15 protein-coding genes and 1 pseudogene are annotated in these 23,793 nt (G+C 34.0%); 8 read left to right on the top strand and 8 right to left on the bottom strand.

Annotated features, from left to right (window positions below; all coding sequences use genetic code 11):
• Positions 1–518: 518 nt before the first annotated feature.
• The 6 genes and pseudogenes from TERY_RS18545 to TERY_RS18525 all read right to left on the bottom strand — a co-directional run bounded on the left by TERY_RS18545 (position 519) and on the right by TERY_RS18525 (position 8,826).
• Entirely contained in the window at positions 519–1,928 is a 1,410-nt protein-coding gene (locus tag TERY_RS18545; RefSeq protein ID WP_011613228.1) for a glycoside-pentoside-hexuronide (GPH):cation symporter, read from the bottom strand.
• Between the two features lie 856 nt (positions 1,929–2,784).
• Positions 2,785–3,630 (bottom strand): annotated as a pseudogene (locus TERY_RS31195) (IS1 family transposase).
• 755 nt (positions 3,631–4,385) lie between these two features.
• Positions 4,386–4,574 carry a hypothetical protein gene (locus TERY_RS18535; RefSeq protein ID WP_044136917.1) on the bottom strand — a complete coding sequence of 63 codons (189 nt, stop codon included), beginning with the start codon at positions 4,572–4,574 and terminating at the stop codon, positions 4,386–4,388.
• A gap of 1,457 nt (positions 4,575–6,031) precedes the next feature.
• Positions 6,032–6,202: a winged helix-turn-helix domain-containing protein gene (locus TERY_RS28695; RefSeq protein WP_370497277.1), complete on the bottom strand. Its 171-nt coding sequence runs from the start codon at positions 6,200–6,202 to the stop codon at positions 6,032–6,034.
• A 23-nt stretch (positions 6,203–6,225) separates the two neighbouring features.
• Positions 6,226–6,507, bottom strand: a complete 282-nt coding sequence (locus TERY_RS18530; protein ID WP_011613226.1) for a helix-turn-helix domain-containing protein — start codon at positions 6,505–6,507, stop codon at positions 6,226–6,228.
• A gap of 474 nt (positions 6,508–6,981) precedes the next feature.
• On the bottom strand, positions 6,982–8,826 hold the full coding sequence (locus TERY_RS18525; protein ID WP_011613225.1) for an NAD(P)H-quinone oxidoreductase subunit F: 1,845 nt from the start codon (positions 8,824–8,826) through the stop codon (positions 6,982–6,984).
• 361 nt (positions 8,827–9,187) lie between these two features.
• On the opposite strand from TERY_RS18525, the gene TERY_RS28690 reads away from it, so the two are divergent.
• The 8 genes from TERY_RS28690 to TERY_RS18490 all read left to right on the top strand — a co-directional run bounded on the left by TERY_RS28690 (position 9,188) and on the right by TERY_RS18490 (position 17,805).
• The gene (locus TERY_RS28690; RefSeq protein WP_081432488.1) at positions 9,188–9,403 is read left to right on the top strand and encodes a zinc ribbon domain-containing protein; all 216 of its coding nucleotides are present in this window, start codon (positions 9,188–9,190) and stop codon (positions 9,401–9,403) included.
• 580 nt (positions 9,404–9,983) lie between these two features.
• A complete protein-coding gene (locus TERY_RS18520) occupies positions 9,984–10,295 on the top strand; it encodes a carbon dioxide-concentrating mechanism protein CcmK (protein WP_011613224.1) in 312 nt (103 codons plus the stop codon).
• Between the two features lie 872 nt (positions 10,296–11,167).
• The gene (locus TERY_RS18515; protein WP_011613223.1) at positions 11,168–11,506 is read left to right on the top strand and encodes a BMC domain-containing protein; all 339 of its coding nucleotides are present in this window, start codon (positions 11,168–11,170) and stop codon (positions 11,504–11,506) included.
• A gap of 527 nt (positions 11,507–12,033) precedes the next feature.
• The gene (locus TERY_RS18510) at positions 12,034–12,336 is read left to right on the top strand and encodes a EutN/CcmL family microcompartment protein (protein WP_011613222.1); all 303 of its coding nucleotides are present in this window, start codon (positions 12,034–12,036) and stop codon (positions 12,334–12,336) included.
• Positions 12,337–12,468: 132 nt separating this feature from the next.
• Positions 12,469–14,487, top strand: a complete 2,019-nt coding sequence (locus tag TERY_RS18505; protein WP_011613221.1) for a ribulose bisphosphate carboxylase small subunit — start codon at positions 12,469–12,471, stop codon at positions 14,485–14,487.
• Positions 14,488–14,881: 394 nt separating this feature from the next.
• Positions 14,882–15,316, top strand: coding sequence for a low molecular weight phosphatase family protein (locus TERY_RS18500; RefSeq protein ID WP_011613220.1), 435 nt, complete (start codon positions 14,882–14,884; stop codon positions 15,314–15,316).
• A gap of 222 nt (positions 15,317–15,538) precedes the next feature.
• Positions 15,539–16,453, top strand: coding sequence for a hexapeptide repeat-containing transferase (locus tag TERY_RS25695; protein WP_011613219.1), 915 nt, complete (start codon positions 15,539–15,541; stop codon positions 16,451–16,453).
• A 575-nt stretch (positions 16,454–17,028) separates the two neighbouring features.
• Entirely contained in the window at positions 17,029–17,805 is a 777-nt protein-coding gene (locus tag TERY_RS18490) for a BMC domain-containing protein (RefSeq protein WP_011613218.1), read from the top strand.
• 727 nt (positions 17,806–18,532) lie between these two features.
• Here the strand turns inward: TERY_RS18490 and TERY_RS18485 are convergent.
• Together TERY_RS18485 and TERY_RS25690 are read right to left on the bottom strand one after the other, a co-directional pair.
• Positions 18,533–20,893 carry an alkaline phosphatase PhoX gene (locus TERY_RS18485; RefSeq protein WP_011613217.1) on the bottom strand — a complete coding sequence of 787 codons (2,361 nt, stop codon included), beginning with the start codon at positions 20,891–20,893 and terminating at the stop codon, positions 18,533–18,535.
• Positions 20,894–22,897: 2,004 nt separating this feature from the next.
• The gene (locus TERY_RS25690; protein ID WP_052845838.1) at positions 22,898–23,383 is read right to left on the bottom strand and encodes a hypothetical protein; all 486 of its coding nucleotides are present in this window, start codon (positions 23,381–23,383) and stop codon (positions 22,898–22,900) included.
• Positions 23,384–23,793 lie beyond the last annotated feature (410 nt).

Genomic DNA, 23,793 nt, shown 5'->3' with positions numbered 1-23,793 from the left:
TTTTCGATCTTTGCTTAGACACAGCATATTTCGGGCAAATAATCGGCTATATTATGAAAATTTTGTTGTGCGAGCATATTGCCCGCGTGGTCGTATAACAATGGAAAGCCCTGTATATTTCCATCTTCTTACTAATAGTCAATTTGATTTTTTATTATTGGGGATGTCGATTACCAAATTCAAAAAGTCGTTACAGTATTAATATCAAAACTCCTATAAAAAGGATAAAATACTGTAACAGTACTGATTAAAAATGGCATAATAGTTATGATTAAATCTAGTAGTATTGATCTAGCAATAAGATAGATATTATCCAAACTATACTAAAAATTATATATTTTTTAAGCACTCCTATATCCGAATATCATATTATAAGTTTCCAGAGACTCGAAAGGGGTGAAAGGAAGCAAATCTAGAGCTACCCCTAAAACGGATAACTTTTAATCGGCATTATATATTAATTTCTATAGTCTTTGTCAAACTATTAAATATTTAAAATATCCAACTAAAACATTTATTCAAGTCTTACCTCTTTTTTGTTTTCTTTCCCCCAATTTCAACAATATTTCATTATGTATTTCTCGTGTAATAGGATATAGATAAGTTAACAATAATCCAAGCATTAAAAATATAGTAGGTAAGGGAGCGATCGCTACTCGAATTGCTATAAGTGCTGACTCTGGTTGAATAGGTGGAGTTTCCCCAGGGATAGTTTCAATAAACCCAGCAAGATCTAAAGCTACTCCTACTAAAAACAACCCAATAGCTAACCCTAGCTTTTGCAAAAAAACCATAAAAGAATAAAAAATTCCTTCCCTTCTTTGCCCTGTATTTAACTCATCTAAATCAATAACATCTGGTATCATTGACCAAGGAACTAAATAAGCAGTTGATACTCCAAAACCTGCTATTACTGCCAAAAAATACATTAAAGCAACTTGTCCTGGTTGGATAAAAAATAATCCACACTGAGCAATTATCCATAAACAAATACCCATAAAATAAACTGCTTTTTTACCTACCTTTTTACTAACAAAACTCCAGAAAAATAACATAATTAAAGCAGTACCTTGCACAGTGATCGCAACATTGGGATGAGTCACTTCTGGTAGCTGCATCCAATTTATTACAAAGTAATACAAAACTGAACTTGTTAATTGTACTGCTAACCAAGAACACAGATAAATTCCGATCACAAATAGAAATGGACGATTACTAAAAGCTACACGAATTTGTTCAACAATTGGTAAATTTGTATTATTATCTTCTTTCTGTTTTCCATTATGAGAAAGTGCGCGATCGCGGGTACCAAAAAAACACCAATAAATAGGTAAAACAGAAATTATAGCACAGACCAAGCCAACCAAGAAATATTTTTGAATAGGATTATCCTGAAAAAGAGAAAAAATCAATTTAACAATAACCAAAGAAAGAATACTACCACCAATAGAAAATGCAAATCTAAAACTATTTAAACTAGTACGTTCATCGAAATCTTGCGTTAGTTCTGGAGTTAGGGCAGCGTAGGGCAAATTAACAACAGTATAAGCAATATTAAATAAAACCGCTATCACTACATAATACCAAAATAAAAAAGACTGATTTGTACTAGGAACTATCCATTGCAAACAGAACAAAACTCCAAAAGGAATAGCTCCAAAAACCATCCAAGGATAACGCCTTCCCCAAGGATGAACAGTGCGATCACTCATCACTCCAATTATAGGGTCATTAACAGCATCAGAAATTTTTCCAATCATCAAAATACTACCTGCGATATCAGCAGGTAAACCAACAACGTTAGTGAAAAAAGGCAATAAGAAAAATAACTGGATATTAGCACAAATAGCAGGACCGAAATCACCAGCACCATAAGCTAATTTTGTCCAAAAATTAAGTTTTTCGGTTTGGATAGAATGATTATTCATAAATTCATTTCGTTACTTTTTTAATCTGCTCCAATCTAATAAACTAGATAGTGGGAAGTTTAGGAAAAACTATCGCGAGCTTTACCTTACGGCCATCTCAAGATTAGAAACTTTGTCAAAACAACTATAAATGCTGTAAGTAAATTCCTATAATACTTTCAGCCTTTAAAGCCAAAATTTTTTTTTAGGAGAGCTTTGCACTCTCAAGTGATCAAATATCTTATATGAAATACCTTATATCATGTTTGGATGATCACTTATCATAAAACCAGAATCATTACAGTAGAACTATTCAAACTTTATGGCCAAAAAGATGGCGTTGGTGGAGCAAGTGTGGCAGCTAGGCTCGCAAACTACCTTTGACTAACTGATAAATCCAAGTTTTACTGTAACCATTAACATGGGCCACTTTTAATGGTGTTTTTCCTGTCATTAATAACCAAATTATTTGGTAATGGGTACATTTGGTGACATTTGTCGCCTGGCGATAATGAAGCAGTAGATCTTGAGCACTTAGATGGTAAAGTTTTTGGTTGAGTTGATGGTGAAAAAAATATCTACTTGCCTAATTTCACTACTTATTTCTAGGGGAATTGACATTCTCCTAATTGTGATAAGTAGGTAGGCATGAAAAAAAACTGAGCTATATTAAGATTTATTTACTTACTCCAAGCTTCTCCACACAGTTGATTTGAGGTAAATTTACATTTTCCAGACAGTGGGAAGTTCTGGGAAGAGCTATTGTGAGCTTTGGCTGACAGATATCTTAAGGTTAGAAACTTTCTCAAAACAACTATAAATGCTGTCAGCTAATTTCTATAATACTTTCAACCTTTAAGCCTAATAGTGTAGTGCGTTAGTAAAGTGTGGGATAAGTAATTAAGTCGTTCTAACTCCCAGGAGCGATCGCGTTCCTCAGCTCTTTGCACAGCAGTATTTTCTTTGCGACTATGAACCCAAATCTAATTAAAGTAGGCCCTCGCCAACCTCACTGTTACCTCAGTTGGTTGCCAGAGCTTGGCAAACTTATTCTGTCGGCGATGCCATCGACCGAGCTGCTGTCTGATAATTCCATTTGTGAGTTCCAATTACAGGGCAATGATTTTTACCAATAATTTGTTCTATTACAGGGCAATACTCGTTCATACCCTCCCCCATCATCAGTTAGCCATTTTTGACAGCTAGTTTTCCCTTCTGTCTTGACGACCAATTCCTCAATGAACTGGTCAGTATGTTTACTTACTCTACCACTCAGAATTAATCTACTGGATGAAGCCTAGGGGCTTGCCAACCCAAGAATCTCCTTCTGTCAATTCCTGATACTGGCACTGTTTTTGTTTTTTTTGGATGAGTGACCAAAACTCATCACTGCTCATTTGTGAGGTATTGATATTCTGGAGATGAGCATTATGAATCATTTGTCCTTTTTCACAGGCAGCTCTCACCAAACTAATTACTGTATTATCGGCCAAATTCACTGTTGGACTAATCACTCTTAAACTACTGCCCTCAACGTGAGCCTCTAAAACCATGGGCATTTGTTCAGGTTGAATTGTTCTATGGTAGTAGAAAGTGTCAAAAGTATCGGTGAAAGTTTGTAGGTATTCAGGAGAATAATATCGTTGACAAGATTACTGATTTTTCCATGTTTATGAGTTTTCCGATGGCCACATATAGGACATTCCATGATAATAGAAAGTATTTAAGTAAAACAATTATATTACCATTCCCACGCTTTCTTGATGCACTACCTATTTTTTTATGGTTTACAGTATGAAAAATTATTTCCTCAACATAATCTATTTTAGTTTTTTTGTCAGTATCTGGATCATAAACTCTATAATCTCATAACCAAAACTGTTCACTGAATGGTAAAAATAAACATGGTTAACTACTCCTATACCTTGAATTACTTGATGCTCTTTAGGCATTCGGACCCAATGAATCTATTTAACCTACATTATTGTGGAATAAAATTTAATATAACAATATAAGTCAAAAGTCAATCCCCCTTTATCTGGGAGCTTTTTCATTCTCCAAAATTAGTAGTCAATTTTTGGAGAAAAGTTATGTTTTTTCCTCCCTAATATTGCTCAGTTCTAATTTAATTAATTCTAATTTTTCCGGGAAATAATTTTTTTTATCTCAAAAATAAAAAACTTAATTTAATTTTTTTTTAGATAAGTTCTTGTCGTTTTATTATTATTATTTTTTATCCGATTTTGTTTACTAAAAATATATTTTTATTGTCTATTTAAACAGACAATTTTAAAATTTTATTCCAATTATTTCCTAACCAATATATTCCTTATTTTATTGAGTGAAAACCAAAACTTCGGTAAACATTCATAATTATTGTGCACAAAAGTGAAATATTTCGAGCTGCTTGTAGTTCTTTTATCTTTGATTTATCTTCATTAAAAATCAAATCTTTTACCCAATGTGCTTGATTTCCTATTAACCAATCTCCTCTAATTTTTGCTGCAATTTTTTTTGATCGTCATACTTTACTACTAATATAAGACAAAGTTTATTCAGAATTTTTTTTCCTCTTAGTCCTGTTCTCTCTACCTTTATAAAACTTTGAATATGAGGATATTTTTTTTGTTTAATATTTTCGGCTTTAAATACACTAATTTTTCCCACTTATTTGGCGTCCATGACTTTTGTTTATTTCTTGATATATATAGGATCCTCTACTTTTGCTAAGTATTTTAAGTGATTAAATAACTTGATTTGGTTGGCTTTTACTGTAATCAAATAATCATTTTTACTTTCAATATTGTACTATATGAAGGTAATTTTTTTGAGGGTATATTTAATATATTTATTAGTTGCTCCTGATTGTTATTACTAAACATTTATATTTGTCTATAACTACAATTTTCGGTTAAAATACTTAATAATATTATGCTTAGTACTACCAAAATTTCATTTATTTTACCCTAATTTGGGCGTAAGTCTTTGACTTTTTTAAACCTCTCAAGTAGAGTATTAATCATAATATATTTAAAATAAAAGTTAAATGCTCTTTTTTAATAAAATAAAAAAAAAGCGCTTTTATTTTTTTTGCGATCGCTGAGAATGAAAAAGCCCTCCCCTTTATCCCCTCATAGGGGTATGTTCTTAACAAAGGGGTGAGTAACTACTTTTATTCAGTATAGAATCTCAACAAAAGTATTCTTGTTTTAACAAGACTTTAGTGAAAAAATAGTAAAAAAAAAGGTTATAATATATAGTTTATAACCATTTTACGTTAATTACTCCCAGGGAAAAGTCCAATGAAAGAAACAACTTCAGTGGTCATACCCTCTTGTTTTCATCGGTAGTGCGATCGCTTTAACAATATATTTGCTTATTTCCCCCTAGAAGATTGCCTATTGTGTAGTATAAATATTACAAAAGTCAATTATAGCATCAAAACGATAAAACCTTTATCCGATAGAATGGTTCAATGATCGCTATCTTAGACACTGAGTTACGGCAAAAACTATAATACAAACCCCAAAAAGAATATTTATCAGAACAATTATTGGTAGTTATTTATACTTTAATCTAGCTATGCTAAAAGTACACAAATATGCCGAATTATATTTTGGATTTGTTAAGGTGTCTGAAGTTGATTAAATTGGAAAAATTTTTCTAATTTATCTTAAACTTGTTGAATATTTACATCCCAGGAAAGGTTATACAACAGTTTAAGTCTTAAAAGATGAATAATATATTCAACTCAATTAAAATTAGGAGAATATGTTAGAGTATGAATAAAATCTACAAGAATTTTATCTGAATATTTGAGCATTAATGAGATGAAACTTTAATTGAGATTTCATTTTATTTTTATCTGTCGAGTCCTAATCTAAAATAATAGTCAACTTATCAAATCCTTCTGTTAAAAAATCTTGAGCTCATTGTAAAAAATAATCCGAAACGTCCTCTGTTTTAGATTTTTCTTTTAATTTTAAATACTCTTGAGCTGTAAAGGCATCAACTAAAATCATTTTATTCAATTTATTTCTACCTCCCTTCTCATTACTCAGTACTTCGGGAGCTGTATTGTTTTCTGCCCATCCACAAAAAATACTATTTTTTCTTTCTCTTTTTTAGATGCCAATTTTTTTTAGACTTAAAATAAATGTTTTTTGCTGTTCTTGGCTGGTATTAGCATAATTTCTATGGGCTTTTTGAGCTGATAAATTTAATTCATTTAAAATTTCATATATTCTTGTTGTTTTCAGTTTTACTCCCCATCTTAATTCAATAACATTACTAATAATTTTACCAGCTCCATTTGTTTCTATCTACCACATAATCTCTGGGCAATTCTTCCAGTATCATTCTTTTTAATTCCTGTTTCTGTTTGATTCTGTTTTATATTTAATCTTGATGATACTTGGTGAGTGATTAGTTGTATTAAATTCTTTAACCCTCCTTCTAAAAATTTATCTATCCAAGTAGATAAAGTTTGATAATGACAATCTAATAAATCTGATACTTCTGTTCTAGTTTTTCCTTCATACAAGTATTTAATTGCCAATAATCTTTTCCTTAAATATTCTTTTTGAAACTTGTAGTACAATTATGACCACAATTCTAAATATAATTGGCGATCGCCTAACCTAAAAGTTCTATTCCCTAAAGATTTAATCATGATTCATCCCTTATTATTTATCATGTAATATATATTATTAAATAATAGGTAATTTTCTAAGGGGAAGGAAGTAAGAAAAAAAAGGAAGGATTCAATCAAAGCAAAAGAAAGTAAGAATTAAACCAAGCCACAAAAGAAGACCCTACACAAATTTTTTTTATAAGCGTGGGTCTTCTTTTAATGCTATAGATAACTATATAATCGGATTTCATCTGAAATAGCTAGGACTTACGCAGAATCACCATTACTCTTATGTGACCTGTTGTGGGGTGCTTCGCAACATGAAATACCCCTACAGGTGGTGTGTGATTTTATATTTTGTCCAAGTCCTGGTGATGTCAAAAACAATAATCAGAAAAATCAACCAAGTTTATTGTATAGGTGTGTAAGCCCTGATCAAGTTTAAAACCTGAAATTAATAAACCAAAGCAACAAAATTCCCAATACACTAATTCCGAGCAAAATAGTGGCAATATAAGATTGACCTTTACCAGATACCCCGTACTTCAAACCTTGCCCGCTAAAAATAGTCGCCAAACCAACCAAATTAACCACTCCATCAACAATATAACGATCACACCAAGCATTTAACTTTGAGAGTTGACTAACCGCAAGAACTATAGTTTGATCATAAAAGCGATCGACATAAAAATCATAAGCAAGCAAATCTTGAACAAAACGCAAAGGAACTTGTATAGATCGAGACCAAGTTCTACCTAAATCTATCTTGCTACCAATAACAACACCAAACAAACCAGAGCTCACCAATAAAATCACAACATACAAATTCAGATAACCCTGATCAGGCAAAAGTGATAACCGTTGCATCATAATTGGAGTTAACAGAGTAAGAATAATTAAAGATACCATCGGCACAGCCATAGACCAAGGAACTTCTGGCGCTCGCCTAGTTTTAGGTTGAGGCTCACCTAAGAATACCAAACGGAAAACACGAGTTAAGTTTAAAGCACTCAAGAAATTAACAAACAACAAAACAGGTACTACCCAAGGATCGATAATCCAAAAAACATCCAACCCTTCTCGCAATGCCCAAAAACCACCCAAAGGTAACAACCCTACTAAACCAGCAGTTCCCACCAAAAAAGAAGTAGTAGTTGCAGGCATTCGGGACCATAAACCACCCATTTCCGTGAGGTCTTGACTATTAGTAGTTAATATTATGCCCCCAGCACTCATAAACAATAGTGCTTTAGCAATACCGTGTGCCAAAAGTAATAACAAGCCAAAAGATGTCCATTGTGTACCAACAGCAATGAAAACTAACCCGAGATAAGCACTTGTAGAATGAGATAAAGTACGCTTAAGATCGATTTGAGCCAGAGCAACTAAAGAAGCTCCGATAGCAGTTACAGTTCCAATTATCACTAATACATCTAAAGCTATAGGGGCAATAATTAAAATTGGCTGGATTTGGATCAATACATAAGCTCCAATAGAAACCACCACAGTGTTTCGCAAAATAGAAGCAGGGTTGGGACCTTCCATCGCTTCATCTAGCCATAGATGTAGAGGAAATTGAGCACACTTACCTATTGGTCCAGCAATTAGAGCCAGGCCTAACAAATTGGCCGTTATGGGAGAAATTTCTACTCTTTCGGCCCACTCATATAGATCGCTAAAGTTCATACTTCCAGCCAAAGCTGAAATGGCAACTACCCCCATGAGTAGTAAAATATCTCCTACCCGCTTGGTTAAAAAAGCATCTCTAGCTGCTGTTATTACCAGAGGTTGAGCATACCAAAAACCAACTAATAGATATGTAGAAAGAGTTAGCATTTCTAGTAATGCATAGGAAACAAACAAAGAATTGCTGATTGTCAAGCCACTTATTGCCGCTTCAAAAAATCCCATTAGACAAAAAAACCTAGCCAATGCCCAATCTTTTTCTAGATATCCCAAAGCATAAACTTGGGTCAATAAACTGAGAGCTGTCACAACATCTATGGCCCCAATAGTTACTGACGATACATTGAAGGCAAAGGATAGGTTCAGATCTGCAGTTTCTAGCCAGTTGAATATTATTTCTTGTGGTTCTTGATTCCATAAAGCTTTATAGACAATAGAACTATGAATTAAGGCCAATAAAGTCATAAACAAATTAAAATAAGCTGCAGGCCTGGGCCCAGTTAGCTGGATAATTCCTGTTGACCATGGCAAAGTCGAAATGGCTCCAACTAAACCATAAAAAGGTATCCACCAAAAGTGTTCAGTGAGAAATTCAATCATTATATTTTTTAATCAATAAAATAAATTGGCTCTAATAACTATCAAAACTATACTAGAGAAGAAAGTAAACTCCCCAGAGAAAGTATGTAGGTTTAGATGTTGGTTAAAATCATTTTTATACAGATTTTAACGATGAAAAAGTAAATCATCCTAGATTTTTGTGAGAAAAAAGGCAAAAAAATCAAAAAACTACAGCATTGTTGATCTCGTACTGAAAAAGGTAATGAAAATATAAGAAAAGCCATGATATAAATTAGGCACAAAGCATCTTAAGATGCCACAACACTTCATAAAGCCTCAGTACTTCATTGGTTAAAAACTTGAAAGTGAGCAACATAGTTAAAAGCTATAAACTGGCCAAATTCATAGTCTAGATACAGCATGGTATAAGTCGAGAGAATGGTTGGAGTATTTTGGAAGTGTTTATAGAGTTCCTTTAGTGGCTGTAGAATCTGCATATACTTCTCAAAATTGCCCAAGTTATTATAAAACTTTTGTCAAAACACTAAGTTCTAGGATACATAGATTTCCTAATTGTGTTTATCAAATAAACAGGGACATTCAATGCAGTAATTAATATACTTCTATTAGTGTTAAGAGAACTACCAACTATTCTGGGACACTGGAAAAGTAACACCTCTAGAAATACTAACCTCTGTTTGAGGGGAGGACACTCCTAGAAGTCAACTGATTCAATGAAATAGGAAAATCTTACAGTAATGTAGTAGGAGAAATCTCCTTCCTTTTAAGGTGGAGAGAATGTCAACTTTCCCATTTAAGAATAAACATATACATACTATTGATATAGCTTTGAAATATTATCATAAGCACATATACTTATTTTTTTTCAAATGAAAGTTAAGGTATAGCTATAAAAGTAATAAAAAAAATTTGGGATTTTTCAGCTAGAAGTCAAGGAGCTCTAAATTTATAATTAAGTCCAAAGATTCACTCTCTGAGAAAATTTATTTTTATCAATAGCTGCGATTATGAATTATGATAATAGTTGATGTTGTCAATGATGCCATGTTTCTCTATGCTGAAAGTATAGCATTTGATAGATTTTGATTGTCAAAATGAGAATTTTCTTCAAACCTATCTAGAGACAATAATGGCCTCAATGCTTAAGTTAACTTCTGTCAATAGGAGAGAAAAGAATGCCAATTGCTGTGGGAATGATTGAAACTAGAGGCTTTCCAGCAGTAGTAGAAGCTGCTGATGCTATGGTGAAAGCAGCTAGAGTTACCCTAGTAGGTTATGAAAAAATAGGTAGTGCTCGTGTAACAGTAATTGTCCGAGGAGATGTTTCGGAAGTACAAGCTTCTGTCGCAGCGGGAATAGAGTCAGCTAAAAGAGTTGATGGTGGTGAGGTAGTATCAACTCATATTATTGCTCGTCCCCACGAAAACTTAGAGTATGTCTTGCCAATTCGATATACCGAAGAGGTAGAGCAGTTCCGAACTTATTAACCTAATTATTGGAAGCACTCGAGCTTACTTTAAATTTTTAGCCTAAACCTCTATTGAGGAAGATTTTGTTTGGAGAACCAGGAATAGATTATTTAAACTCTACAGTTAAACAAATTTTGTCAGTCAAAACGTTATTGCTTTTTGGAAAAAATGTTTGACTTGAGAAAATTTAATGTTTGGGTAGAGTTTGAAGACTGTCAATGCTATATATTTAATATTAAAAGTAGCTGTGATTAAAAAAAACCATTAGCTTAAAACAAGTGAATCACTAGTACTTAAAACTAGCTTCTAATTCTGAAAGCTCAGTAAAAATTAGTACGCCTTTGTAAACAACTAACTTAGTAGAAATCTATATCCATAAAGTTGGGAAACCTTCCTTATATTGTTTGTTTATAGTTAAGGCTAGAAAAAAATCCAAAAGCATTGGAAAAATCTATAATATTGACTGAAACAATAGTATTCAAGCCCCGTCCTTCCAGGACGACAATTGAAACAATATTGTTGGTTGAAATTTCCATGTGCGTGTTTCAGTCGACATATCACCTTTATGGTGTGAAAGCAAGGCTGAACTAGCAAGAGGGAAAGATTAAAGAGCAATAGCAGATCCATCCTGGAGACAAAAACAAAAGTATTATTTAATGCTTTTGAACTAAGCGATACATATAGTCGCGGGACGGAATTCCCAGACTTTAAAGAAACGTGAAGGAAAGTGTAAGACTACCTTTGTTAAGGTAGCAGCAACCGATGAAACGTTAACTCGCCGAAGAGCTATGGCTAAGAAGGAACTTTCGCTTATTTGGGCTGAAGAGAATGTGAATTAGCACTATTAGAAACCAAATAAGCCTGTAAAAAAATATCATGGAGTAAAGATAATGTCAATTGCGGTGGGAATGGTAGAAACCCTAGGCTTTCCAGCAGTTGTAGAAGCGGCAGATGCAATGGTGAAAGCGGCACGGGTAACTCTTGTTGGCTATGAAAAAATTGGTAGTGGTCGTGTAACCGTAATTATTCGTGGAGATGTATCAGAAGTACAAGCTTCAGTAGCAGCAGGAGTTGATAACGTTAGACGGGTGAATGGAGGCCAAGTTATGTCAACTCATATCATTGCCCGTCCTCATGAAAACCTAGAATATGTTCTGCCTATTCGTTATACTGAGGAGGTTTCTCAGTTCCGCGACAGTACTACTGCAGTTCGTTCAGTAAACAGATAATAGAAGTAATTTGATTTCGGATGACAGATTTGAGATAGAACTGAAAAAGAGACTCTAAAACATAGCTGAAGTCATAACTCATAACTCAGAAATTAAATTCTTACTGTGAATAAATTATAAGAGGAACGAGAATGTTCTAACCGCCCTGACAGATACTATATTTATTAGTGGTGTGGTGGATATATTTTTTCCATCTTCTAATACAACTTCAAGCTGATCATACAATTGATATGCCATTCGTTTTTTAACCAATGGTAGCTGCATATTTGATATTTAGACTGCTGATGATATGCAAGTATAAAAAGTGAGAATGGGATTTGCTGAACCGTTAATGCTTGTGGAGGTTATGCTGCCGACTGTTACCGTAAAAGCAGGAGGTGAAGATTAAAGTGTCTAAACCCGTGAAGTTTTATATAAATTTGATGAAACACAATAAATCTACAAACATTAATATTGGTAAACCTAAAAACTTTGTTCAGGTAAAAATCTAAAATCTAAAATCTAAAATCATGTAATTCAAATAGATCATGCAAATTGCCAAAGTTCGTGGTACCGTTGTCAGCACTCAGAAAGAGCCTAACTTAAAAGGAACAAAATTACTTCTGCTGCAATTCATAGATGAAGAAGGCCATCTACTACCAAAGTATGAAGTAGCAGCCGATAATGTCGGTGCCGGAATCAATGAATGGGTTTTGGTTAGCCGTGGTGGAGCAGCTCGTGAAATACCAGGGAGTGAAAAACTTCCTGTAGATGCTAGAGTAGTAGCTATTATTGACACGATAACTGTGGACAATCGCATGATCTACGGTAAAAAAGACGAATATCGTTGAATATTCTACTACTAAGCTGTTGAACTGTTGGATGCTGAACTATTTAATTTCAACCTCACTGTTGAGGGTGAGGCCTGATAATAATAAATTTACTAAATACCCAACATTTAACTGAGAAGGAAAAAATAAAGTATGCCACACCGCAAACAACCAGCTCCACCCACCCCCTGGTCAAAAAACTTGGCACAGCCGAAGATTGATGACACAGCTTATATTCACTCCTTTTCCAATATCATTGGAGATGTCCGTGTTGGAGCTAATGTATTAGTAGCTCCGGGCACATCAATTCGTGCAGATGAAGGTACTCCCTTCTTTATTGGAGCAGGAACTAATATCCAAGATGGAGTAGTTATACATGGTTTAGAACAAGGACGAGTTATAGGAGATGACCAACAAAACTATTCTGTATGGATAGGTACAAATGTTTCTATCACTCATAAAGCTTTAGTTCATGGTCCTTGCTATATCGGTGATGACTGTTTTATCGGCTTTCGTTCTACAGTTTTTAACTCCCGCATTGGTGAAGGATGTATAGTTATGCTTCACGCTCTGATCCAGGACGTGGAAATTCCTCCCGGTAAGTATGTGCCTTCAGGAGCAATTATTACAAATCAACAGCAAGTAAATCGTTTGTCAGATGTACTACCCGATGATATAAAATTTGCCCATCATGTAGTGGGAATTAACGAATCTTTACGACAAGGTTATCTGTGTGCGAATAATATATCTTGCATTACCCCTATTAGAAATGAAATGAATATTAATTATAAAAATGGTAACGGTTACAACCCTTCAGGAACAACTGGTAGACTAACCCCAGAAGTAGTTGCTCATGTAAACCAGTTAGTATCCCAAGGATATTATGTTGGTACAGAACACGCTGACACCCGTCACTTCAAAACAGGTTCCTGGAAAACTTGTTCTCCAATTCAAAGTAGTCACTCTTCAGAAGTAGTAGCAGCTCTAGAAGCTTGTATACAAGAACATTCTACAGAGTATGTGCGGATGTTTGGTATAGACCCTAAAGCTAAACGTCGTATATCTCCAATTATGATTCAACGTCCTGATGGTAAAAAAGTTGCTCAAAAATCAACGACTGGTAACTACAGTGTTCCTGCTGCTACTGGTACTACTAGGGTTGGAAGTACTACTACCCCCAATACTACAGGTCTAACTCCAGAAGTAGTAACCCAAGTTAATTCTTTGCTGTCTCAAGGATACAAGATTGGTACGGAGTATGCCAATGAACGTCGTTTTAAAACTAGCTCTTGGCAAAACGGTCCGACTATTTCTGAGACTAATTCTGCACAAGTTTTGGCTGCTCTAGAAAAATTTTTAGCAGAACACAGTGGTGAATATGTACGTTTAATTGGTATAGACTCTAAAGTTAAACGTCGTGTTGCAGAAATAATAATTCAACGACCAGGCGATAGCCCAATTCAACAATGTGTATCTACTTCTCCAAGTTATCAAGCTCCTGTATCTACTCATGCAGGAATTAATACTCGATTAAGTCAGGAAGTTGTAGAGCAAGTACGTTCATTATTTAATCAAGGATATAGAATTAGCTTAGAACACGCTAATGAACGTCGCTTTAAAACTAGCTCCTGGATAAGTTGCGCTCCCATTTCTGCTACTAACCATTCTCAAGCAATAGCTGAATTAGAACAAGTTTTAGCAGAATATAATGGGGAATATGTACGTTTAATTGGTATCGATACTCAAGCTAAACGTCGGGTCATGGAAAGTTTGATTCAACAACCCAATGGTAAAGGTGAAAGATCTGCTTCTCTTAAGGCTACTTCTAATGGAGTAGTCAATACTACTCAACAATCTCCTGTTTCTAGTAGTCAAGTGGCTACAACAATAGCCCATAAATTAAGTCAAGAGGCTGTGGAAGAAATTCGTTCTTTGATTGCAGGTGGTTATAAAATTGGTACAGAATATGCTGATAAACGTCGTTTTAAAACTAGCTCTTGGAAAACAGATATTCAAATAGATGGTAAACGAGAGGCTGATGTTTTTCCAGTGCTTGAAGAAAGTCTGGCTCACCATGAGGGAGAATATGTCCGCTTGATAGGTATAGATCCAAAAGCGAAACGCCGAGTCTTAGAAAAGATTATTCAACAACCTAACGGTAAGGCTAACTGAAGTAGCTGTGAGGTTGTAGGTTCTAGCTAGGGCGTCGATAAGCCTCACCCTATAATTTATGAGAAGTGTATGAGATAAATCTATGGTAAATTAATGGGCATTAAACCCCATTAATTTACAAGTAAGCAGCTACACAAAATTAATGACACATTTTTTGTGTGAGATTGAAACTCTTATACTATATACCATCAGTCAAACTAGAGTAGGTAAACAATCAGTCTAATGGTGCTTATTCTGTATAACTGTATGTAGCAATACTATCTAAAAAGTAAAAAAATGGGCTGCTTTGAGGCTGAAGGCGGAAAACAGAAAGAATAGGAATTAGAGCTATTTTTAAGAAAGCATATAATTCTACATAAAATTTAGGATTGTCATAATTAATCAATTAATTTTTATGCAAAAAATTCTCTTTCTTTGTACAGGTAATTATTACCGAAGTAGATTTAGTGAGTATTTATTCAATGATTTAGCCTCAAAAAAAGGAATAAAATGGCAAGCAGATTCACGGGGTTTAAATGTTGACCCAAAATCTGGTAATGTGGGAGCTATTTCATCGGAGGTGCTCAAAACTTTAGCATCTTTAGGTCTTCAGATTGACTCTGTGTCTTTGAGGGAACCAATGCAGGTGAAACAAACAGATTTAGAAAATGCTACTGAAATTATTGCTGTTGATGAAGTTGCTCATCGTCCTTTAATGCAGTCTAAGTTTCCTGAATGGGTTGATAAGGTTGAATATTGGGGAGTTAAAGATTTGGATGAGCATCCTGATCAACCTCCTCTTTTGCAACTACAAAATAATATTCATTTACTTTTGGAAAAATTAGATTAAATTAATTAATTATCAGCTTTGATCATTTAGCTAGCTTCCTGAATTGTGAACTCGCTTAACAACTTTTATTTGTCTGGGTTAAAGTCCCCAGAAGCCCAAGCGCTGGATAGTTTAAAATTTCCTTCTCCTACCTCAAAAAAATGATTCTACTAATTGCTGAGTCCTAAGCACTTCTTTAACTTTTATTACCTATGGTTAAAATTATTAAAAAAAGGAGTATCTATGCAGTTGCCACCACTACAACCTTTTGCAAATATTGAGCCTTTTGTTAGTGGTGATGTAAAAATTGACCCAAGTGCGGCGATCGCTCCTGGTGTTATTCTTCAAGCTGCTAGTAACTGTCAGATTATTATTGGAGCGGGGGTTTGTATTGGTATGGGAGTTATTATTCATGCTTACAGTGGTAATATTGAAATTGAATCGGGAGCTACTATTGGTTCAGGAGTTTTATTAGTTGGTAAAAGTAAGATTGGAGCTAATGTTTGTATTGGTTCTTTGGCAACTATTCTGGAACAGAATTTAGAATCAGAGAAAGTTGTATTACCTGCTTCTATTATTGGTAACTCAGGGCGACAGTTCTCAGACAATTCTACTATATCTTTACCTGATCAAGATTCAAATCAAAGCTATCTATTCTCAAATGAAACTCAAGAAAGTAGTTATAGTTTAAATTTAGCTAATACTGCTTCATCTACTGAGGAAACTTCAACAGAAACTGAAAAGGCTAACACTCAATTACCATTGGCTAATACTTCTTTACCTGCTGAAGAAACTCCAACAGAAACTGAAAAGGCTAACACTCAATTACCATTGGCTAATACTTCTTTACCTGCTGAAGAAACTCCAACAGAAACTGAAAAGGCTAACACTCAATTACCATTAGCTAATACTTCTTTACCTGTTGAAGAAACTCCAACAGAAACTGAAAAGGCTAACACTCAATTACCATTAGCTAATACTTCTTTACCTGTTGAAGAAACTCCAACAGAAACTGAAAAGGCTAACACCCAACTACAAGAAGAGTCACCTCCAAACATTGATGCTCAAATTTATGGTAAAGAATATGTAAACAAAATAATGCAGACTTTATTTCCTTATAAAAATTCTTTGAGTTCTCATCCTGATGATGAAGACTGAAATATATCGTCAATAATTATGTGGAAATATGTAAATTAGAACACTGGGAAACATGAGTTGATATCAAATTGCTTTGACAATTACTTCAAACAAAAACCCAGCTTCTAGGGAGTAAAATTATTATCGCTATCTTTTAAATTAGGAGAAACTGGATTTTGAACAAGATTCTAGAATAAAAAGCTACTCAAACTTGATACTAAATTTGGAGCTACTGAGTTTTTAGCAAATAAATAGAAAATTTCTGTTTGACAAGAACACATTTTTTTTGTAAGAGATAACTTGATTATTATCAAAAAAATATAATATAATCTAAAATTAAGTAGAAACATACCTAAAAAACTTTCTATCTTTCATTCAGGGACTAAAAGTGATTCATAATCTCTAACAATTAACTTATATATCTGAAAACTCTTACTGGTGAGAGTTTAACTGTAACTTTCGGATTTTCTTACCTAGTTTATATTTTTAATTTTGTCTAAAAATTCCTAGGGTAGCCCTAAAGACCATCAGCTAGAATGTTGGAGAGAGTTAGGTGGGTTAATAACTACGCCGGAGTAAAGAGGTAGAAAATAAATATGCAAACCCACAATAACTATAATAAGCTAGAATCTATCGAATCCCCAATTCAGTTTGGAGATGCTGCTCTTGGTTTAGTGACAACTAGGAGTTTTCCGGCCATAGTTGGTACTGCTGATATGATGCTAAAGTCATCTGGTGTAATTTTGGTAGGCTATGAAAAAATTGGTAGTGGATATTGTACGGCGGTAGTTCGTGGTGGTATTGCTGATGTTCGTTTAGCGGTAGAGTCTGGAGCAAAAACTGCTGAAAAGTTTGGACAACTGATTTCTAAGACTGTTATTCCTCGACCTTTGCCTAATTTAGAAGTTGTATTACCTATTGGTAGCCTTTTACTTAAACTATCTCAAGGTAGAGTGTCTGATGAGTTTAGACATAAAGCAGTTGGTCTAATAGAGACTAGAGGTTTTCCGGCAATGGTGGGAGCTTGTGACGCGATGCTCAAATCTGCTGATGTACAGTTGACTGCTTATCAAACTACAGGTGCAGGTTTATGTACTGCTATTGTTCGTGGTTCGGTTTCTAATGTAGCGGTAGCTATAGAAACTGGTATGTACGAAGCAGAAAGAATTGGAGAATTAAATGCTGTAATGGTAATTCCTAGAGCATTAGATGATTTAGAAAAAACATTACCTATAGCTGGTCATCTGATTAAAGAAAAACCTGAACCTTTACGTTTACCAATAGCAGTTAAAGATCAGGAAAAAGAGCTTGTAAGATTACCAGATTTTTCCCAACTTCCTTTACCGATCAAAGAAGAACTTAAGGATAAATAATAGACTTCCAGATGTTGTTTAGAGTCAAAATTTAGAAAAATATAGCGCTTTTAGTTGCTGATAAGGTTTTAGAACTCTTTATCCTACTGATACTATTTTATGTTTAATTAATGCTAGTTTATGTGGAGGTAAATTATCCATAACTCTGGTAGTCAAAAATGTTCAATAAATAATTTAAATGTTTTGTTATTTTGGATCTGACTTCATAACTATATTATCAAATTCTTATTCCTAAGTTTATATAATAACAGAACGCTCAGAAAATGCTGCATATAATATATAATTTTTGCGGTACGTTAAACTTTGGCAAATGAAAGGTATTTGTGTCCCATTCAGCAGAAAATGGTCATACATCCTACTGGAGTTAGACAGTAGCAGATGAAATGTCAACCTGCTTTTGAGCTTCAGCTCAGTAAAACTACCTCTATGTCAAGAGCTGGGGAGAATGTCAAAAGGAAAAAGCTAATACACTATTTTGGATGTGCCAGTCTATCTGAAGATTGAAATTTTCTGGGGGAAAGTCCCCCAGTCTATTGAAAAGGAGCATTGGAAGGAAAGCTAATATCAACAGTTGGATATTTCCATAAATAAAACGTTTCGCTCCCCTTAACAAGCAGGAGGTATTTTATTATGGTTTTGGTAGACACAGGCTCGCCTTAAAACTACCATCAGTTTTTCTTTAACTGAAGAATCTCCCGTTGTTCGGTAAGCAAAACTTTAAAGTATATTAAACAAACTTACCACCGTCTCTACGAGTAACACCAATGACAGAAGGTCTTGGTGGCAGTAAACCATTAAAAAAGCCTCCAGGATTACCTACATACCCTGTGTTACTAGGCCAATTACTTCCACGAGGTACGCTTCGTTGCTGAGTAAAAAGGCTACCATCTAAGTTTAACATCTCGATATTACGACCTAGTTTAACTTCATCTCCAATAGGACAACTTTCACCAGGGTGTTGTACAGCTAATAGCAGAGTTTCATTTACACCACTACGATTTTTGATAAAGTATGGTCCAGTGATTTCACAACGAGGGGGACCATAAGCAAAAGGTATAACCATTCCAGCGTTTTCTCCGACGACAGGAATATAGAATAACCAGTTGTTACCAAATGTTCCTCTCAAGTTACCAACACTTCCTGTTTGAGTGTGGTCAATCTCTTTTATCTCTCCAGCAGCGCCAGTATTGAAACCATTATGACTACTAGTAGACATATCTGTTACGCCCCAAATATTACCCAAAGTATCAATTTCTAGGTTGTCTACATTGGCAAAACCTGGACCATTAACAGCACCATTTTCTCCACTCTGCTCAAACGCTGACCAGGTAAAAGTGGTACTGGTAACATCACTGTTTGTTTCAATGATTCGGTAGATACCACCAAAAGGTTGAGCAGCATTAACATCTGCAGAGTATTTACTCACAACAAAGACTCTGGAATCTGGATATCCATCTCCACCAGGTCCATTATCGGTATAAGCAATAAATACACTACCATCACCAGGGTGAACTTCTAAATCTTCAGGACGAGCAGTAGGAGTGGCACCTACTAAGTTAGCAGCTAAGAAAGCATCAACTAAAATCGCACCTTGGCTGTCGTAGAAATCTGCTAGAGTTTTGCCTTGATAATCAGATAATGCACTTTCATTTGTTAAGTCTACAATGAAATACCCACCATTTTCTTCTCCTCCAGCAATACCAAGACGTTGAGGTAAGCGGATGCGACCATCTCTTTGAGCTTTACCAAAAACATTTAATTCAGCTTCAGCAAGTTCTCTTGGTGATAGAGGGTTAGTACGTGTGGCAGGAATTAATGGAATCCATTGACCAGAACCATCAGGATTTAAGCGTGCAGCATAGAGAGTTCCGCTATTAAATAATCTGCTGTTACTTGGATCGGTAGGATTAGAAACAATACCATCACTCACAAACTTCCATGTGTGACCACCACGACGGTCATCTCCCATATAAGCTGCTAACGGTTTACCTGCTTCTACTCGGAACGCAATATTTTCATGGCGAAAACGACCTAAAGCTGTATGTTTCTTATTTTGGAAACTTGGGTCTGCTGGAGAAACTTCTACCATCCAGCCATACTTTTCACCAACTAAACCAAAAGTAAAACCTATACCCTCTTCCTTATAACCAGTTTGAGTACCATTAGGTGATACAGCTTCGGTAACGCTACCTTGGAAGTTCTCTTCTGCAGTTAGAACTGTTCCCCAGGGAGTTGTACCACCAGAACAGTTGAATGCTGTACCAATGATTTTATTACCCAGTCCATCAGAACTTAGAGGGAATACTTCAACAGCAGCAGGTCCAGTACCAATTAAGAAGTTTTTGTCTCCAGTCTGATAGCTAGCTGTACCCCAAGATGTAACTCTTTGATAGTTATCAGAACGTTCGGAGTTAATTCCTAGTCCAGATAAGAGGTGTATTCGACGATTAGCACTGTCTGCTACAGTAGCATATTGACCGTTACTACCTTTTTTAATTCTGACAATAGAACCACCTTGGTTATAACCAAATTCACCTAAGGTGGAGATACTAGACTGAGATAAATCTAAACCTAGTACAAGTTTGTCTGTTGTGGGGAAACCTTCTAAGTCATCACTACGTGCTAATAATGGTGACATTGGATATGAGACATACTCATGGTTAGTCCATAAGTAACCATCATCAGGATTACCATTAACAGGAATAAAACTTACATAGTCAGCATTATAACCAAAGTACTCTTCAGAGTCAGGGAATACGCGATCGCCCCAACTAACAATTACATACCTTTCATATTCGGGAGGTACTATTACATCATCAAAGTACTGATATGATTGTAGTGCTACATCTACACCTGCTCCTAAAGTTGCTCCTTCTCCACCAGTTCCTAAAGGTACAAAGCTAGAATGTTTTTCATAAGCTTCTAAAGGATGCGCCAGTTTCAGGGGTGTGAAACTCAAACCTTGAGTTTGAGCAAGAGCCACTTCAGAGTTACTACCCAAAAAATTTTCAATTTTTGGTGATAGTGCTGTAGCAGCTGCGCTACATCCGAAGAACATTAACAGTTTTCTGCGAGTTAGCCTGGACATAAAAAAAATTTCTAATTTCTCTCTCTGATCCGAGTGGTAGATATAGACTTGAGATATATTACTAACAGCTACTAGCTGTATTTTTGACCTCTTATTTGATGTCTATTTAATATCACCTCAGATAGTTTAGCTCATAAATATTGATTATTAGTTTAAAACTGGTTTAAATTTCGTTTAAGCTTTGGTTAAAATTTGAATTAATTGTTAGTTAATTGAGCAGGATTTGCGCCAAGACAATATTAATATAGTGCATGAAAAATTCGGAGATATTCACTATATTTTTGTGTGATACGGCTGAGGAAAAACTCTGCGAACCCTTAACCATTTTTATTAAAAACACTTTAAAAAATACTTTAGTTATTCAAGTTAAAATTTGCTTTCTTTTAATTTAAGAATATTTCAATCCTGAGGTCAGACCCAGATGATAATAATTCAAGACCCATCCTGATCAATACTTTTTCCTATTGTTACAGTAATTTTTTTCATAATTTCCACACGCTCCATAGCAAAATTCATAAGATTTTTTTTGAGCTATTCCCAAACGAAACTGACCACATTATAGACCTGTTAATTGTTTAATTGCTTAATTTCTAAATTGATATCTTCTATTTTACATTTAGTTTTAGATTCAAATCTATATTATCAGCGTGATGATTGATTGAGCTTATTAGTAAAAAGATATTCTGCTGAAGTTGGAAGAAACACTATTACCAAAATATTTTTACTTTTTTATCTCGTGGAAAGCCTTGAATTTTAATTATTTTTCCTCATAATTTTGAGTTTCACCTCCTCGTTAAATCTTGAATAAGCTTGTATTTTTCTACACTACTTGTATTATTAACAAGCAGGGTTAATTTTTAAATAAAAATAGTAAACCGTTCCTAAATTATCTGTTAAAACTATTAATCTTTGTATTGTATCCAAACTTGACATCAATAGATTTTTAAATAATGTTATTGTTGATAGAATTGATTATGATTTTTTTTTACATGATCTATTTTCGTTTTTTGTCAGTATCTGTCTCATAAATTATATAATCTATAATTGTTAAGTTTGAAGATTAAAATATATAGAATTAACTATTTCTATGTCACGAGCTTTGTAGCTGAATTTTCTGAATGTTTATTACCACTATATTGTCGTCGCATATTTTAAATTTTATGCACATTTTTTGTTTTATTACTGTGTCATCAAATATTAAATATCCTGTTGTCGATAGGCATATTTTTTTTTACATTTTTTATCGGAATTATCAATTTAAACACTCTGTTATTCAATAAGAATTTATTTTATCGGAACTAATATTTTCGATTTGCTAAGTTTTTGATTATACAATACCTATAATATTTGAGTAAATATTGATAAGTGAAAACATAATTAAAATCCATATTTTTAACAGTAATATAATTATGTCATGATGATCTAATGATTATTATTAAACTAATTGAAAAATTTGTAATTTAATTTTAGATATTTTGTGATTTTTTTGTTCCCAAATAATATATATTCAAAGTAATATTTATCCGAAAATATAACGAATTATAGTATTGATAATTCAATATAAAAGTACCCTGTACATATTGTGTATGCGTAATTCCTGTTGATTATAATAAAAATATCTGATTCTAGAGAGAGCTCTACATTTAGTCCCTAGATAGGAGAATGGTAAACCTAAACTTTTCTCCTAAAAAAATAACGAAAGCATTATCTGGAAAACTGATAGTATTTTCTGTTGTAGTTACTTATATTAAGACACAAATTCTCTAACACTTAAGTGGAGAATGATTTGATCTATTTATATTTGCACCTAACAGCAATCCCTAAATTAATATCTTACACTTATATATAAGTACAAATTTTAGAGGCTAGCTCTAGTTCTAATATTTATTCCTAAAAATTTTGAGTTTTACTTATAACTAAATAATTAATATAAAGTTCACTCCAATAATGTAAGTTATCAACTAAGTCAAATTTTTACCTACTTAGCTAATAGTTCAATACTTACTAATCATCTATTATTCTTGGGTCATCTTCATCAGTAGGAAATCTGGGAGAAGTAGATGAAGGTCTTTGTCTAGGGGATTTATTTTGAGGTTGAGGAGCTTTTGGTTGAGAATTAGGTAATGGGGGAGGTGGAGCAGGAATTTGAGGAGAAGGATTGGGAAGTTGAGGTTGTCCTTCAGAAATATCACTCTCATCCTCAAACTTTAATAGCAATTTAGCATCGGCAAAATATCTAGTAAAATTATCAATATTAGGATTATTTTGCCATTCCGCACGAGAGACAGTAGAACGGATCACAGGTACTATTTGACCTTTACGTTCTCCTAATATAGTAATAGTAAAACTAGTGATTTCTGGATTATTGTCAAATTCTTGATTAATAGTCTTTTTAGCTAAATCTTCTGCGTTTTTTACCAAAATATTATAATAGTTATTTTCGTTAGAATCTATCGAAAGAGTAATATTTTTTGCAGATGCTAAGACCATAATTGTGCTTATTAAAAGATTAGCTAATGTGAATATTATGGTCGATAAAATACGAGAATATAAATTCATTGACCTATAGTTAAATTTGGCAGCATACATATAAATTGACATCATACTTTAGCCAATACCAATAATAATTACAATCAAATTCAACCCAAGTTGAATTTAGAATAGCATGAAATTTTTCAACTTTATTTGATAACTTTGACTAAGGGATTACCTATTAGAAATTTCCTAAAATACATCGATCGTAAATGTACAACTTGCTATACTGAATTTTAGGAAGTATGAAGTGATTTTACCTTCAATAGGGCATCAAATAGTAGCTAAGGAGACAGATAAAACCATTTATGTAGAAAGGTTGAATAACACAATGGTAAAACCTGTCGAAAATAGGGTGTGAAAAACCT

This window comes from Trichodesmium erythraeum IMS101 (assembly GCF_000014265.1).
Classification (GTDB): domain Bacteria; phylum Cyanobacteriota; class Cyanobacteriia; order Cyanobacteriales; family Microcoleaceae; genus Trichodesmium; species Trichodesmium erythraeum.
Note: the sequence above shows the minus strand (reverse complement) of the source record. Positions and strands in the feature narration are given on the sequence as shown.